The organism is Kitasatospora sp. NPDC101176 (genome assembly GCF_044768035.1).
Lineage (GTDB): Bacteria > Actinomycetota > Actinomycetes > Streptomycetales > Streptomycetaceae > Kitasatospora.
In genome coordinates, this window is sequence record NZ_JBIWPA010000043.1 from 30,755 (window position 1) to 44,732 (window position 13,978).

The 13,978-nt window shown below is 76.4% G+C and carries 10 protein-coding genes; 9 read left to right on the forward strand and 1 reads right to left on the reverse strand.

Annotation, left to right across the window (positions count from 1 at the left end; all coding sequences use genetic code 11):
- Window positions 1–22: 22 nt before the first annotated feature.
- Window positions 23–1,183 (reverse strand): ferritin-like domain-containing protein, encoded by a 1,161-nt coding sequence (locus tag ACIRS1_RS35770; protein WP_402846637.1) that lies wholly within the window; start codon window positions 1,181–1,183, stop codon window positions 23–25.
- Between the two features lie 305 nt (window positions 1,184–1,488).
- Here ACIRS1_RS35770 and rimP point away from each other — a divergent pair, with 305 nt between their 5' ends.
- From rimP to ACIRS1_RS35815, 9 genes are all read left to right on the forward strand, one after another.
- Entirely contained in the window at window positions 1,489–2,043 is a 555-nt protein-coding gene (rimP, locus tag ACIRS1_RS35775) for a ribosome maturation factor RimP (protein WP_360214445.1), read from the forward strand.
- Window positions 2,044–2,097: 54 nt separating this feature from the next.
- Entirely contained in the window at window positions 2,098–3,120 is a 1,023-nt protein-coding gene (gene nusA / locus ACIRS1_RS35780) for a transcription termination factor NusA (RefSeq protein ID WP_360214443.1), read from the forward strand.
- 98 nt (window positions 3,121–3,218) lie between these two features.
- Window positions 3,219–3,518, forward strand: a complete 300-nt coding sequence (locus ACIRS1_RS35785) for a YlxR family protein (protein ID WP_402846641.1) — start codon at window positions 3,219–3,221, stop codon at window positions 3,516–3,518.
- Window positions 3,519–3,759: 241 nt separating this feature from the next.
- Window positions 3,760–6,891 (forward strand): translation initiation factor IF-2, encoded by a 3,132-nt coding sequence (gene infB, locus ACIRS1_RS35790; RefSeq protein WP_360214439.1) that lies wholly within the window; start codon window positions 3,760–3,762, stop codon window positions 6,889–6,891.
- A 149-nt stretch (window positions 6,892–7,040) separates the two neighbouring features.
- Window positions 7,041–7,337: a DUF503 domain-containing protein gene (locus ACIRS1_RS35795; protein WP_030289887.1), complete on the forward strand. Its 297-nt coding sequence runs from the start codon at window positions 7,041–7,043 to the stop codon at window positions 7,335–7,337.
- A 153-nt stretch (window positions 7,338–7,490) separates the two neighbouring features.
- Window positions 7,491–7,931, forward strand: a complete 441-nt coding sequence (gene rbfA, locus ACIRS1_RS35800; RefSeq protein ID WP_360214437.1) for a 30S ribosome-binding factor RbfA — start codon at window positions 7,491–7,493, stop codon at window positions 7,929–7,931.
- A 2-nt stretch (window positions 7,932–7,933) separates the two neighbouring features.
- Window positions 7,934–9,037: a bifunctional oligoribonuclease/PAP phosphatase NrnA gene (locus tag ACIRS1_RS35805; protein ID WP_402846643.1), complete on the forward strand. Its 1,104-nt coding sequence runs from the start codon at window positions 7,934–7,936 to the stop codon at window positions 9,035–9,037.
- Between the two features lie 34 nt (window positions 9,038–9,071).
- Complete coding sequence (gene truB / locus ACIRS1_RS35810; protein ID WP_387907383.1) at window positions 9,072–10,001, forward strand: tRNA pseudouridine(55) synthase TruB; 930 nt, start codon at window positions 9,072–9,074, stop codon at window positions 9,999–10,001.
- Between the two features lie 310 nt (window positions 10,002–10,311).
- Window positions 10,312–13,968 carry a serine protease gene (locus tag ACIRS1_RS35815; protein ID WP_402846645.1) on the forward strand — a complete coding sequence of 1,219 codons (3,657 nt, stop codon included), beginning with the start codon at window positions 10,312–10,314 and terminating at the stop codon, window positions 13,966–13,968.
- Window positions 13,969–13,978 lie beyond the last annotated feature (10 nt).

The following is a 13,978-nucleotide window of genomic DNA, read 5'->3' on the forward strand; positions in this document are numbered from 1 at the left end:
CAGGTCAGGGCGGGCGGGGCGCTCAGCCCGTGCTGCCTGCGGTGGCCGGGGCGGAGGCGCTCGCCGGGGCTGACGGGGACGGGCCGGGGGGCGTGTCGGGGATGCCGGGGAAGGCCTGGTCGGGGGCGCCCCAGCGGTGGGCCCGGAGGGCGCACTCGCGCAGCGCGTCGGCGGCGGCGGTGCGCTCCGGCCCGGGGACGGCGGAGACCAGGTCGGCGTACACCGTGGTGAGCCGGGTCTCCAGGTGGGCGGCGAGCCGGCCGGCGGCGGCCGCGTCGGTGACGGCGAACGGGAGCTGGTAGCCGGCCGCGGCGGCGGAGGGGGTGGCGCCGAGCGAACCGACCAGCCGCTGCCAGGCGTCCCGGCGGGCCTCGTGCGCGGCGTAGGCGGTGCGGGCGTCGGCGCGCTGCTGGTCGTCGGGGAGCCGGGCGCCGACCACGCCGTAGCCGTAGACGGCGGCGTGCTCGGCGCCGAGGGCGCCCTGGAGGGCGGCGACGGCGCCGGGCGGGGCGGTGGCGGCCGGAGTGGTGGCGGTGGCGGCCGGGGCGGCCGGAGAGGGGGAGCCGGACGGTTCGGCGTCGCCGGGGGCGGCCGGGCCGGACGGGGTGCCGGTGGGCGCGGCGGTCGGGGCGGGCGGCGGGGTGACCAGCGGGGTGTTGTCGCCGAGCGCGACGGCGTGCAGCACGTCGGAGGTGGCGATCGAGGCCAGGATCCGGGCCAGCGGCGGGCGGGCGGCGGCCAGGTCGGCGAGCCGGGTCCGGGCGGTCTGGCGTTCCAGGGCGGCCAGCGCGGCGGGGGTGCCGACGGCGGTGGCCGTCGGGGTCGCGGTCGGGCCGGGGGCCGTGCTCGCGCTGCCGGAGGTGGCCGGGGCGGCGCCCGGCGCGGGCGGGACGGAGGCGGCGGGCAGGTCGTGGGCGAGGGCGGCCCGGTGCCGGACGACCTCGGCGCGCAGCGCCGCCAGGTCCTTGTCCACGGCCCCGGCCGGGGTGGCGAGCAGGGTGTCGTAGCCGGTGAGCAGGGTGTCCGTGGCGGCGACGGCGCGCAGGATGACCGGCTCGTCGGGGTTGGGGGCGGTGCCGCGGTCGCCGGGCGCCGCGCCGTTGCCGCCGTGTCCGCCCGTGCAGGCGGTGGCGAGGAGGAGCAGTCCGAGGGCCAGGAGGGTCCGTCGGCTGGGCGGCTGCATCGGTGTCACTCCGGGGCGTGTACGGGAGGACGGACTCCCCGCCTGCCCTCGTAGGCGTGAATGATTACAGAATCCCCATGTTTCCGGGCACTGATTCGGATCACGAAGGCCTGTCCGGACCGGTGTGAGCTTGCTCGCAGTGGGTGGCGTGCGACCGGTCGGGGGTGGTCCGGAATCGGTGGTTGGCGGCTTCACCGGCTAGGCTTTGGGCCGAGCTGCCGTGACCCGGTGCGCGCCGTACCCCGGCGCCGGGGTCGCGGCGCGACCTTCTGACAACAGCAGACGCGGCCGAGGAGTCCACCCGGATGAGCACCACCCACACCGACCGGCTGCGCGCGTTGCTGGAGCCGCTGGCCGCGCAGGCCGGTCTGGACCTGGAGGACGTCAAGGTCACCCGGGCGGGCAACCGCCGGCAGGTGCAGATCGACGTCGACACCGACGGCGGCGTGGACATGGACACCATCGCCGAGTTCAGCCGGGTGGTCGGCGAGGCCCTGGACGAGTCGGACCTGATGGGTGACGAGGCCTACCTGCTGGAGGTGGGTTCGCCGGGCGCCGAGCGTCCGCTGCTCCTGCCCCGGCACTGGCAGCGGGCCCAGGGCCGGCTGGCCGCGATCCACCTGGTCGACGGCGGGGAGATCGTCGCCCGGGTGCTGGAGGCCGACGAGGACGGCGCGCTGGTCGAGGTGCAGCCGGTGAAGGGCCGCGGCCGCCCGAAGGAGCGTCGGCTGGAGTACGCCGAGGTGGACCGGGCGCGCGTGCAGGTCGAGTTCAACCGCAAGGACGAGCAGCTCCTCGACGAGACCGCGGACTTCGCGGACGGCGACGCCTCCGAGGAGGGGGACGACGGTGCGGAGTGACCTGCGCACCGCCTGGACCATGACGAACGTGACGAAAGACGAGGAGGCGTAGCCGTGGACATCGACATGAGTGCCCTGCGCACGCTGGTCAACGAGAAGAACATCCCCTTCGACCTGCTGGTCGAGTCCATCGAGTCCGCCCTCCTCACCGCGTACCACCGCACCGAGGGCTCGCGCCGCCGCGCCCGGGTGCACCTGGACCGCAAGTCCGGCCACGTCACCGTGTGGGCGACGGAGGACCCGGCGGAGCTGGACGAGGGCGTCGAGCCGAAGGAGTTCGACGACACCCCGAACGGCTTCGGCCGGATCGCGTCCAGCATCGGCATCCAGGTCATGATGCAGCGGCTGCGCGACGCCGCGGACGACCAGACCTTCGGCGAGTACGCGGGCAAGGAGGGCGACATCGTCACCGGTGTCGTCCAGCAGGGCAACGACCCGAAGAACGTGCTGGTCGACATCGGCAAGCTGGAGGCCATCCTGCCGCCGCAGGAACAGGTCCCGGGCGAGGACTACCGGCACGGCACCCGTCTGAAGTGCTACGTGGTCGCGGTGCGCCGCGGTGTCCGCGGGGCCTCGGTCACGCTGTCGCGCACGCACCCGAGCCTGGTGAAGAAGCTGTTCGCGCTGGAGGTCCCGGAGATCGCGGACGGCAGCGTGGAGATCGCCGCCATCGCCCGCGAGGCCGGCCACCGCACCAAGATCGCGGTCTGGTCGCGCCGGGCCGGGCTGAACGCCAAGGGCGCCTGCATCGGCCCGATGGGCAGCCGGGTGCGCGCGGTGATGGGCGAGCTGCACGGCGAGAAGATCGACATCGTGGACTGGTCCGAGGACCCCCGCGAGATGGTCGCCGCGGCGCTGTCCCCCGCGCGGGTGACCAGCGTGGAGATCGTCGACGCCGCCCAGCGCTCCGCACGGGTGATCGTGCCCGACTACCAGCTGTCGCTGGCGATCGGCAAGGAGGGGCAGAACGCCCGCCTCGCCGCCCGTCTCACCGGCTGGCGGATCGACATCCGGCCGGACACCGAGGGGCAGCCGGAGGACGGCGACCGCCCCGAGGGCGGTCACGGCCGGTCGTAATCGGGTGGCATCCACCCGGTCGTCAGTGTTGTCCTAGACGCTCCGCCGGTCCGGGCGGGATCGGCGGGGCGGCGCCATGTCCCTTCGGAGGGGTAGACTTGCCTTCGTCTGGCCGGACGCACGTCCGAGCACGCCCGGAACGCACCTGCGTGGGCTGCCGCAAGCGAGCGGCCAAGCACCAGCTGTTGCGTGTCACGGCGGTCGAGGGCGTCTGCGTCCCCGATCCCCGTGGCGCACTGCCGGGCCGGGGCGCGCACCTGCACCCCGATCCGGCCTGCCTCGACCTCGCGGTCCGCCGTAGGGCGTTCCCCCGGGCCTTCCGGCTCCAGGGCGCGCTCGACACGGAGCGGCTCCGCGAGTTCATCGAGGAGCGGACCGGCGACACCCCGGCGCCCTGAGCGCCCGGTGCGGCCGCCCGCAACGGCCGCCGCTCAGCTCAGGCGGCGGAAGAACCACCGCAACAAGCACAGTGCGCGGGCAGCCGCGCGCCGTGCCACCAGTCAGGTACCTCGCGATGTGGAAGTAGGTCGAGATTGCGATGAGCACTCGATGAGTACGCGATGAGTACGCGATGGGTACGCCCATGAAGTAGCGACGGTCCGGCGGACGAGACACCCCGGACTCATAGACAGGAGTGAAGTGGCTAAGGTCCGGGTTTACGAACTCGCCAAGGAGCTTGGCTTGGAGAGCAAGGCCGTCATGGCCAAGCTGACCGAGCTCGGTGAGTTCGTCCGTTCGGCGTCCTCGACGATCGAGGCGCCGGTCGTGCGCAAGCTGACTGACGCGCTTGGCGTTGCCCCCACCGGTGGTGGCTCCGCTGCCAAGCCGGGCCCGCGGAAGACCGCGGCGCCCCAGCCCGCCGGCGGCTCTGCCGCCGCGGGTGCACCCAAGCCGGGTGCTCCGACCCCGGGTCCGCGCCCCAGCGCGACCCCCGGTCCCCGTCCGACCCCGGCCGCCGCGGCTCCCGCCGCTCCGGCCGCCCCCGCCGCGAAGCCGGCCGGACCGACCCCGGGCCCGCGCCCGGCGGCGCGTCCCGCCGCCCCGGCGGCCCCGGCCGCGCCCGCGGCCGAGTTCTCCTCGCCGGCTCCCGCCGGTGAGACCCAGGCGCAGCGTCCGGCCGCCCCGGCCGCGCGTCCGGCCGGTCCCGCCGCCGGCGGCGGCGCCCGTCCGGGCCCGCGTCCGGCCGGCCCGCGTCCGGGCAACAACCCGTTCACCTCGGGCAGCGCCACCGGCATGGCCCGCCCCGGCGACCGCCGTCCCGGCGCGCCGGGTGCGCGTCCGGCCGGTCAGGGCGCCCAGGGCGGCGACCGTCCGCGTCCGGGCGGCGACCGCCCGCGTCCGGCCGGTGCCCAGGGTGCCGGTGCCCCGCGTCCGGCCGGTGCGCCGGGTGCCGGTGCGCCGCGTCCCGGTGGTGCCCCGCGTCCGGGCGGCGACCGTCCGCGTCCGGGTGGCCAGGGTGCTCCGGGTGCCGGTGCCCCCCGTCCGGGTGGTGCTCCGCGTCCCGACGGCATGCCGCGTCCGGCCGCGCCGCGTCCCGGCGGCCCGACCCCGTCCGGCATGCCGCGCCCGAACCCGGGCATGATGCCGCAGCGTCCGGCTCCCGGCCCGCGTCCGGGCCCCGGCGGTCGTGGCCCCGGTGGCCCCGGCGGTCGTCCGGGTGCTCCGGGCGGCGCGCGTCCCGGCTTCCAGGGCCGTCCGGCCGGTCCGGGCTCGCGTCCGGCCGGTGGCGGCGGCTTCGGCGGCCCGCGTCCCGGTGGCGGTGCCCCGGGTGGCGGCGGCGGTTTCGGTCCGCGTCCCGGTGGCTTCAGCGGCCGTCCGGGCGGCCCGGGTGCCCGTGGTGGCACGCAGGGTGCCTTCGGTCGTGGCCCGGGCGGTCGCCCGGCGCGCGGTCGCAAGTCGAAGCGGGCGAAGCGCCAGGAGTACGAGGCCATGCAGGCCCCGTCCGTCGGCGGTGTGATGCTGCCCCGCGGCAACGGCCAGACGGTCCGTCTGTCGCGCGGTGCGTCCCTGACGGACTTCGCCGAGAAGATCAACGCCAACCCGGCCGCGCTCGTCTCGGTGATGTTCAACCTCGGTGAGATGGTCACCGCGACCCAGTCGGTCTCCGACGCGACCCTCGAGCTGCTGGCCGGCGAGATGGGCTTCGTCCTGGAGATCGTCAGCCGGGACGACGAGGACCGCGAGCTGCTGGAGTCGTTCGACATCGACTTCGGTGCCAACGAGGGCGACGAGGACCAGCTGGCCCCGCGCCCGCCGGTCGTCACCGTCATGGGTCACGTCGACCACGGTAAGACCCGACTGCTGGACGCGATCCGCAAGTCCAACGTGGTGGCCGGCGAGGCCGGCGGCATCACCCAGCACATCGGTGCCTACCAGGTCGTCACCGAGGTGAACGGCGAGCAGCGCCCGATCACCTTCCTCGACACCCCGGGTCACGAGGCGTTCTCCGCCATGCGTGCCCGTGGTGCCAAGTCCACCGACATCGCGATCCTGGTGGTCGCGGCCAACGACGGCGTCATGCCGCAGACGGTCGAGGCGCTGAACCACGCCAAGGCCGCCGGCGTGCCGATCGTGGTCGCCGTCAACAAGATCGACGTCGAGGGCGCCGACCCGACCAAGGTCCGCGGTCAGCTGACCGAGTTCGGTCTGGTGGCCGAGGAGTACGGCGGCGACACCATGTTCGTCGACATCTCCGCGCGCCAGGGTCTGCACATCGACCAGCTGCTGGAGGCCGTGGTCCTCACCGCGGACGCCTCGCTCGACCTGCGGGCCAACCCCGACCAGGACGCGCAGGGCATCGCCATCGAGGCCCACCTCGACAAGGGCCGCGGCGCCATGGCGACCGTGCTCGTGCAGCGCGGTACCCTCCGCGTCGGCGACTCGATCGTCGTGGGCGACGCCTACGGCCGCGTCCGCGCGATGCTGGACGAGAACGGCAACAGCCTCTCCGAGGCCGGCCCGTCCCGCCCGGTGCTGCTGCTCGGTCTGACCTCGGTGCCCCGCGCCGGCGACAGCTTCATCGTCGTCGACGAGGACCGCACCGCCCGCCAGATCGCCGAGAAGCGCTCGGCCCGCGACCGCAACGCCGCCTTCGCGCAGCGTCGGGTCCGGGTGTCCCTGGAGGACCTGGACAAGGCCATCGCCGCCGGCTCCATCGAGCAGCTCAACCTCATCATCAAGGGTGACGTCTCCGGTTCGGTCGAGGCCCTCGAGGACGCCCTCGTCAAGCTGGACGTGGGCGAGGAGGTCGAGCTCCGGGTCCTGCACCGCGGTGTGGGTGCCATCACCGAGTCCGACGTGGACCTGGCGATGGGCTCGGACGCCATCATCATCGGCTTCAACGTGCGCGCCGAAGGCCGTGCGCGCACCGCGGCCGACAAGGAAGGCGTGGACGTCCGGTACTACTCGGTCATCTACCAGGCGATCGAGGAGATCGAGAACGCCCTCAAGGGCATGCTCAAGCCGGAGTACGAGGAGGTCCGCCTCGGCTCCGCGGAGATCCGCGAGGTGTTCCGCTCCTCCAAGTTCGGCAACATCGCCGGTGTGCTGGTCCGCGAGGGCCTGCTGCGCCGCAACGCCAAGGCCCGCCTCATCCGCGACGGCAAGGTCGTGGCGGAGAGCCTCACCATCGAGGGTCTGCGCCGCTTCAAGGACGACGCGACCGAGGTCCGCGAGGGCTTCGAGGCCGGTGTCACCCTGGGGTCGTTCAACGACATCAAGGTCGACGACGTCATCGAGACCTACGAGATGCGCGAGAAGCCGCGCTCGTAGTCGGTGGAATCCGGGGCCGGTCGACGGGTGGTTTTTCCGTCGACCGGCCCCGGTCTCGCTGTGTAGGGTCCCGGTAGTCGAACGACGAAGCACCGGCCCGGTTCCGGGCGGTGCCCCCGAGGCCTTCAGGTCGGCTAGACCTGTCACACATGTTCGTGGGAACACTCACCTTCGACCTGCTGCTGGGCGACGTCCACTCGCTCAAGGAGAAGCGTTCGATCGTGCGGCCCATCGTGGCCGAACTGCAGCGCAAGTACAGCGTGTGCGCTGCCGAGACCGGGAACCAGGACCTGCACCGCAGGGCCGAGATCGGCCTGGCGGTGGTGTCCGGCGAAGCCGGGTACGTCACCGAGGTCCTGGACAGCTGTGAGCGGTTGGTCGCCGGCCGCCCCGAGGTGCAGCTCCTCTCCGCGAGGAGGCGCTACCACAACGACGACGACGAATGAGAGCTGTGGAGGCGGTCGGCGGAAGTCGCCGTTCTCACACAGATCAGGACCCGGAGCGCCCGCAAGGCCGGGCGCGGGCCGGTACTTTGGGGCGTGGGCCCCGACGGGTGCGCAGCTCACCCGGGTACCGGGCCCACTGCACGAGGAGGCAACGTGACCGACACCGCAAGGGCGCGCAAGCTCGCCGACCGCATCCAGGTGGTCGTCGCCCAGACCCTGGAACGACGGATCAAGGACCCGCGACTGGGGTTCGTGACCATCACCGACACCAGGGTGACCGGCGACCTGCGCGAGGCCACCGTCTTCTACACCGTCTTCGGTGACGAGACCGAGCGCGAGGCCACGGCCGCCGCGCTGGAGAGCGCCAAGGGCGTGATCCGCTCCGAGGTCGGCAAGATCGGGGTGCGCTTCACCCCGACGCTGACCTTCGTCGCGGACGCGCTGCCGGACAACGCCCGGAACATCGACGACCTGCTCGACCGGGCCAAGGCCATCGACGCGGCGGTGCGCACCACCGCCGCGGGGGCGGCCTACGCCGGCGACGCGGACCCGTACAAGGTTCCGGCGTCCGAGCGTGACGACGAGGACGAGTAGACATGGCGGGTGAGCCGGCGCAGGCCGCCTCGCGAGCCGGTTCGACCACGGGGGCGTCCTCCACCAGCACGGTGGAGGGTGCCCTCGCGGCGCTTCCGGGGCCGCGCGCCGAGGAGAGCGGCTTCGAGCTGCTCTGGCAGCAGGTGGTGGCGGAGATCGGGCGGGCGCGCTCGATCGACCTGATCTGCCACATCTGCCCGGACGGCGACGCGCTGGGCTCCTCGCTGGCGGCGGGGCTGGCGCTGCGCGGGCTCGGCAAGCAGGTGCGGGTCTCCTTCGGCGACGACCCGCAGATCGTGCCCGAGTCGCTGGCCTTCCTGCCCGGCCAGGAACTGATCGTGCCGGCGGCCGACGTCCCGGACGTCCCCGAGCTGGTGCTCTGCTTCGACGTCGCCGCGGAGAGCCGCCTCGGGCTGCTGCACGACAAGGCGTTCGCCGCGCCCGCCCTGGTGGTGATCGACCACCACGCCTCCAACCCGGGCTTCGGCACCCATCAGCTGATCGACCCGACCGCCCCGGCCACCGCCGTGCTGGTCGACGAACTGCTGCGCCGGCTCGGCGTCGAGCTCGACCAGGACCTGGCCACCTGCCTCTACACCGGCGTCGCCACCGACACCGGCTCGTTCAAGTACCGGGCCACCACGCCCGCGACCCACGAACTCGCCGGGCGGCTGCTGGCCACCGGCATCCGGCACGACCTGATCTCCCGGCAGCTGTGGGACACCTCCTCCTTCGGCTACCTCAAGGTGCTCGCGGGCGCGCTCGACCGGGCCGTCTACGAACCGGACGCGGCCGGAGGGCTGGGGCTGGTGTGGACCTGGGTGCCGTACCAGGACCTGGTGCTGTTCAGCGTCACGGTCGAGGAGATCGAGGGGCTGATCGACATCCTGCGCCGCCCCGCCGAGGCGGAGGTGGCGCTGGTGCTCAAGCAGGACCCGGACGGGACCCTGCGGGGCTCCTCGCGTTCCAAGGGCGCGGTGGACGTCGCCGCGGCCTGTGCCGAGCTGGGCGGCGGGGGGCACGTCTTCGCCGCCGGGTTCAGCGCGCGGGAGGACGTGCCCGCGGTGGTCGAACGGTTCCGGGCCGCGCTGCGGCCGGTACCTTGATCACCTCTTGACCGCTCCTGAGAGAAAGAACCCGATGAAGCGCAAAGGCACCGGCCCGGACGGCCTGGTGATCGTCGACAAGCCCGAGGGCATCACCTCGCACGGGGTCGTCGCCAAGATGCGGTGGCTGGCCGGGACGCGGAAGGTCGGGCACGCCGGCACGCTGGACCCGATGGCCACCGGCGTGCTGGTGATCGGCGTCGAGCGCGCCACCCGGCTGCTCGGCCACCTGATGCTGACCGCCAAGACCTACGAGGCGACCGTCCGGCTCGGCCAGACCACCGTCACCGACGACCGGGAGGGCGAGGTCACCTCCGCCACCCCGGCCGACGGGGTGACCCGGGAGGCGATCGACGCCGGGATCGCGGCGCTGACCGGCGAGATCATGCAGGTCCCGTCCAAGGTCAGCGCCATCAAGATCGACGGCAAGCGCTCGTACGCGCGGGTGCGCGAGGGCGAGGAGTTCGAGCTCGCCGCCCGGCCCACCACGATCCACTCCTTCACCGTGCACGGGCAGCGCGCGGCGGTGGCCGAGGACGGCACGCCGGTGATCGACCTGGACGTGACCGTGGAGTGCTCCTCCGGCACGTACATCCGGGCGCTGGCCCGCGACCTGGGCGCCGGGCTCGGCGTCGGCGGGCACCTGACCGCGCTGCGGCGCACCAGGGTCGGGCCCTACGCGGTGGAGTCGGCGCGCACGCTGGAGGAGCTGGAGGCCGCCGTCACCGGCGAGGCCGCCACCGGCCTGGAGGTGCTGCCGATCGGCGAGGCCGCCGCGGCCGCGTTCCCGCGCTGGGACCTGGACGAGGCGTCCGCGCAGAAGCTGTCGCACGGCGCCCGGCTGAAGGCGCCCGGGCTCGGCGTGGACGGGCCGATCGCGGTGTACGGGCCGGACGGGCGCTTCCTCGCGCTGGTCGAGGAGAAGGACGGCCAGGCGAAGCCGGTCGCGGTCTTCGTCGGCTGACGCGCCCCGCACGCCCCTGCTGTCACCCCCGTCGGGATCCGTCCCGGCGGGGGTTTCACTCGTGCGGGGGAGCGCGCGAGGTGAACGCCGGTGGTGAGCGGCGCGGGCGCGGTCGGGCCGCCGCCGCTCCGGGCAGGCTCCCCGGCGGGTCCGGAACCGGGCCCGAGGGCCTCGCGCGAGCAGGCCGAGGAGGCGCGCCGGTGCCGCCGCGGACGGAGCGGGGCCGCCGGTGGGACGGGCCCCGCAGCGACGGCCGCGGGCACCCGGCGCGCCCCCGAGGCGGCCGGCGCCAGTCGAGGGGGCGGAGCACATGGCGGGCATGCCGGACGGCGACGGGGTGGCGGGGGACCCGGGGCGGTACCTGCTGCGGATCCGGGACCTCAACGGGCGGCTGCACGGCTTAGGGTTCGTCGCCGACCCGAGGGGCACCGTCCTCACCGCGCACGAGGCCGTCGCCGGCCTGGACCGCCTCGTGCTGCACACCCCCGGCGGGCAGACCCGGGTGCTCGGCCCCGACGCCGTCCTCGCGCTGCCCGGGCACGGACTCGCCCTGCTGCGCACCGACGCGGTCGGCGGGCTGCCCGTACCCGCGCTGCCGGTCGCCGCGCTCGCGGCCGGACACGAGGTGGTGGTGCCCGCGCTGGCCGGGGAGGACGGCCGGGCCGTGGCGCTGCGCTGCGGCCTGCTGGGCGTCACCGGCCTCGGGTACACCGGGCCGGACGGCCGCCACCTGCCGGGCGGCGTGCTGCTGCTGGACCCGCCGGTGGTCGCCGGGGCCTCGGTGCCGGCCGGCTCGCCGGTGCTCGACGCCCGCAGCGGCGCCGTGGTCGCGCTGGCCGCGCCCGCCCTGGGCGGCCCGCGGCACGGCGGCGCGCTCGCCGCGGTGCCGGCCGGCGGCGGCGCGGCGGCGGCCGCCCCCGCGCTGGCCGAACTCCTGGCGCGCAACGCCGCCGCGGTGCCCGCCTACGGGCCCGCCCTCAACCTGGCCGGGGTGCTGCGGCTGGCCGCCGTCCAGCTGGCCGCCGCCGGGGCCGGACCGGGCCGGGTGGCCGGGCTCGCCGCCGACCGGGTCGACCGGCCCGACGGCCTGACCGGGGACGAGCCGCGGGCCACCGTCACCGCCGTGGTCGGCGCCCCCGGCAGCGGGCGCACCACCGAACTCGCCGCCCTCGCCGCCCGCCGGGCCGACGGCGCCCGGCAACTGCCGACCCTGTGGCTGCGCGGCGCGGACCTACGGGCCGGGGACCGCTCGCTGGCCGAGCCGGTGGAGCGGGCCCTGGCCGCCGCCGCGGCCGAGCTGGGCACCCCCGCGCCCGCGCCGGAGCCGGTGGCGGCCCTGTGCGCGGCGGCCGGCCGCCCGCTGCTGGTGGTCCTGGACGGCCCGGAGGAGGCGCCCGCGCCGCTCGAGCCGCGCTGGCTGCGCGGCGCCGGGGACTGGCTCACCGGCTGCGGGGCGCGGCTGCTGACCGCCTGCGCCGAGGAGACCTGGGAACGGCTGGCGGCCGAGACGTGGGGCGGCGGCGCGGCCCGCGCCGGGTACGACGAGGAGCCGGCCCCGTACGGAGACCTGGCCAGCGCCCCCACCGTCCGGATGGACGGCGCCGGCCCGGGCGCCCCCAGCCTGGGTGGCCACCGGCTCGGGCCGCTGCCCGCCGAGGCGGCCGAACGCGTGCGCCGCCGCTACGGGCTGCCGCCGGGGTGGCCGGCCGCCGCCGACGCCCGGCACCCGCTGGCCGTGCGGCTGGCCGGCGAGCTGTGGGCGGAGGGCCTGCGCGGGGAGCCGGGTGGGCGGGCGGAGCTGTTCGGCGGCCACCTGGACCTGCAGTGCCTGCGGGTGGCCCGGCGGCTCGTCGAGGACCCCCGGCCCCGGCGCCCCGGCGCCCACCGGCGGGGCGCGCCGGCCGGTCCGGCGCAGGGGCGGGTGCGGCGGCTGGCGGCGGCGGTCGCCGGGCGGGTGCACGAGGCGGCCCGGCGGATGCTCGGCGCCGATCCGGGCGGGCTGGGCCGGGAGGCCTTCGAGGAGCTGTTCCCGGCGGCCGGCGGCTGGGCCACCGCGGTGCTCGCGGAGGGCCTGTTCGTCCCGGCCGGCACCGGCTTCCGGTTCGCGCACGGGGAGTTCGCCGACTGGCTGCAGGGCTCGCACCTGGATCTGGACGCCGCGCTGCGGCTGCTACTGGGCGAGGCCGAGGACACGCCCACCGGGCCGGCCGGGGGGCGCGTCCCGGCGGGCCGGGCGTGCGGTGTCCCCCGGCACCGGATCGGCCCGGTCGTCGCCGCGCTGCGCCAGCTGGCGGAGGCCTGGGGCGCGCCGGCGCTCGACCCGTGGCTGCACCGGATCGGGCGGGCGCTGGACCTGCGCCCGCCCGGCAGCGAACCCGCCTGGTGGGCCGGACGCCTGCTGACCGCCGGGCTGGCCGCCAGCCCGGACCCGGTCGAACACCTGGCGCTGCTGGAGCAGTTGGCCGATCGGGCCGTCGACCGGGCCGTCGACCGGGCGTCGGCCGCGGAGGGGGCGGGGGCCGGGGACGGTCCGGCGGGCGGCGGCGCGGCGGCCGGGGGAGCGGCGTTCGGTCCGGCCTTCTGGACCGGCCTCGGCCTGCCGGTCGAGGCCGAACTCGCCCTGCTGCGCCGCCTGGTGGTCGCGGACGGCCCCGGGCAGGGCCACCTGGCCGCGGTGGCCGGTCGGCTGCGCGCCGACCCGGTCGCGGTGTTCCCCCTGCTCTGCGGCTGGTTCGAGGACGGACGCGGGCTGCCGGGGCGCCCCGGTCACACCGTCGCCGACCTCGCCCACGACCTGCTGCACGCCCACCGCCGGCTCGCCCTGGACGAGTTGGCGGACGCGCTGGTCGACGCCGCGCACCCGCGGGCGGACGCGCTGCTCACCCTGCTCGCCGCCGAGGAGCCCTCCGCGCTCTGCCGGGCGGTCGACCGCTGGAGCCACGACCGGCGGCCCGAGCGGCACGTGGCGGCCGCCGTGCACGCCCTGCGGGTCGCCCCGCACGCCGTCGGCGCCGCCGCCGGGCTGCTGCGGTTCACCGCGCAGACCCTGCTCGCCCGCGAGGACGAGCCGGGCCTGCACGGAGCCGCCCTCGCCCTGCTGCTCGGCGATCCGGCGACGCGTGCCGGGCACCTCCCGGCCGCGCTGGCGCTGCACCGGGCGGGCGGCGACGCCTTCCTCACCGCCGCGGCGCTCGCACCGGCGCTGGAGAGCGACCCGGAGCCCGTCCTGGCCGCGCTGGCGGACCGGCTGGCCGCCCCCGGTGCGGCGGTCGCCGAGACCCTGCGGGTGCTCGCCGACGCGACGGCCCCGGTGGCCACCCGCCGCGGCGCCGAGCTGGCGGCCCGGCTGCTGCGCGAGCGGCCGGAGCTGGCCGGCCCGGTGGCCGTCGACTACCTGGGCCGGCGGCTGGCCCGCGCGGCGACCGGTGGCCCGGCGGCCCGGCTCGAGCTGCGGGTGCTGCTCGGCGGAGCCCTGGCGGCCCGGTCGCCCGCCGTGCGCCGCCCGTTCGCCCGGGTGCTGTCCGCCCCGGTGGCCGACCCGGCGGCGGACGCGTTGCGCTGCGAGCTGCTCGACACCCTGCTCGCCACCGAGGCCGACCCGGCGGTGCTGACCGCCGCGGTGGAGGGGCTGGCCGAGCACTGCACGGCCGAGCGGCCGGCCCGGGCCCGCGCGGTGCTGGCCCGGGCGGCGCCCGCGCTGGCGGCGGCGGACGAGGTGCTGGTGGGCTGCGCAGGACGCTCGGCGGCCTTCGCCCGGCTGCTCGCCGAGTGGCCGCAGGACGCCGCCCCGGCTCCGCCGGAGGGCCCCCGGCTGGCCCGGATGCGGGGCCTGGTGGCGGCCGGCCGGGATCCCCGCAGCGCCGCCGCGGAGGCGGAGCGGACCGCCGCCGGGCGGGCCGTACGGGCGCAGGTGCGGTCAACCCGTATTCCGGTGCCGGAGCAGGAGCAGGCGCATGGCACGCTATAGGGGTTCGGGT

Coding starts and splice junctions, on each gene's coding strand:
- ACIRS1_RS35770 (WP_402846637.1), bottom strand. CDS start 1,183: ATGCAGCCGCCCAGCCGACGGACCCTCCTGGCCCTCGGACTGCTCCTC.
- rimP (WP_360214445.1), top strand. CDS start 1,489: ATGAGCACCACCCACACCGACCGGCTGCGCGCGTTGCTGGAGCCGCTG.
- ACIRS1_RS35795 (WP_030289887.1), top strand. CDS start 7,041: ATGTTCGTGGGAACACTCACCTTCGACCTGCTGCTGGGCGACGTCCAC.
- ACIRS1_RS35805 (WP_402846643.1), top strand. CDS start 7,934: ATGGCGGGTGAGCCGGCGCAGGCCGCCTCGCGAGCCGGTTCGACCACG.
- truB (WP_387907383.1), top strand. CDS start 9,072: ATGAAGCGCAAAGGCACCGGCCCGGACGGCCTGGTGATCGTCGACAAG.
- ACIRS1_RS35815 (WP_402846645.1), top strand. CDS start 10,312: ATGGCGGGCATGCCGGACGGCGACGGGGTGGCGGGGGACCCGGGGCGG.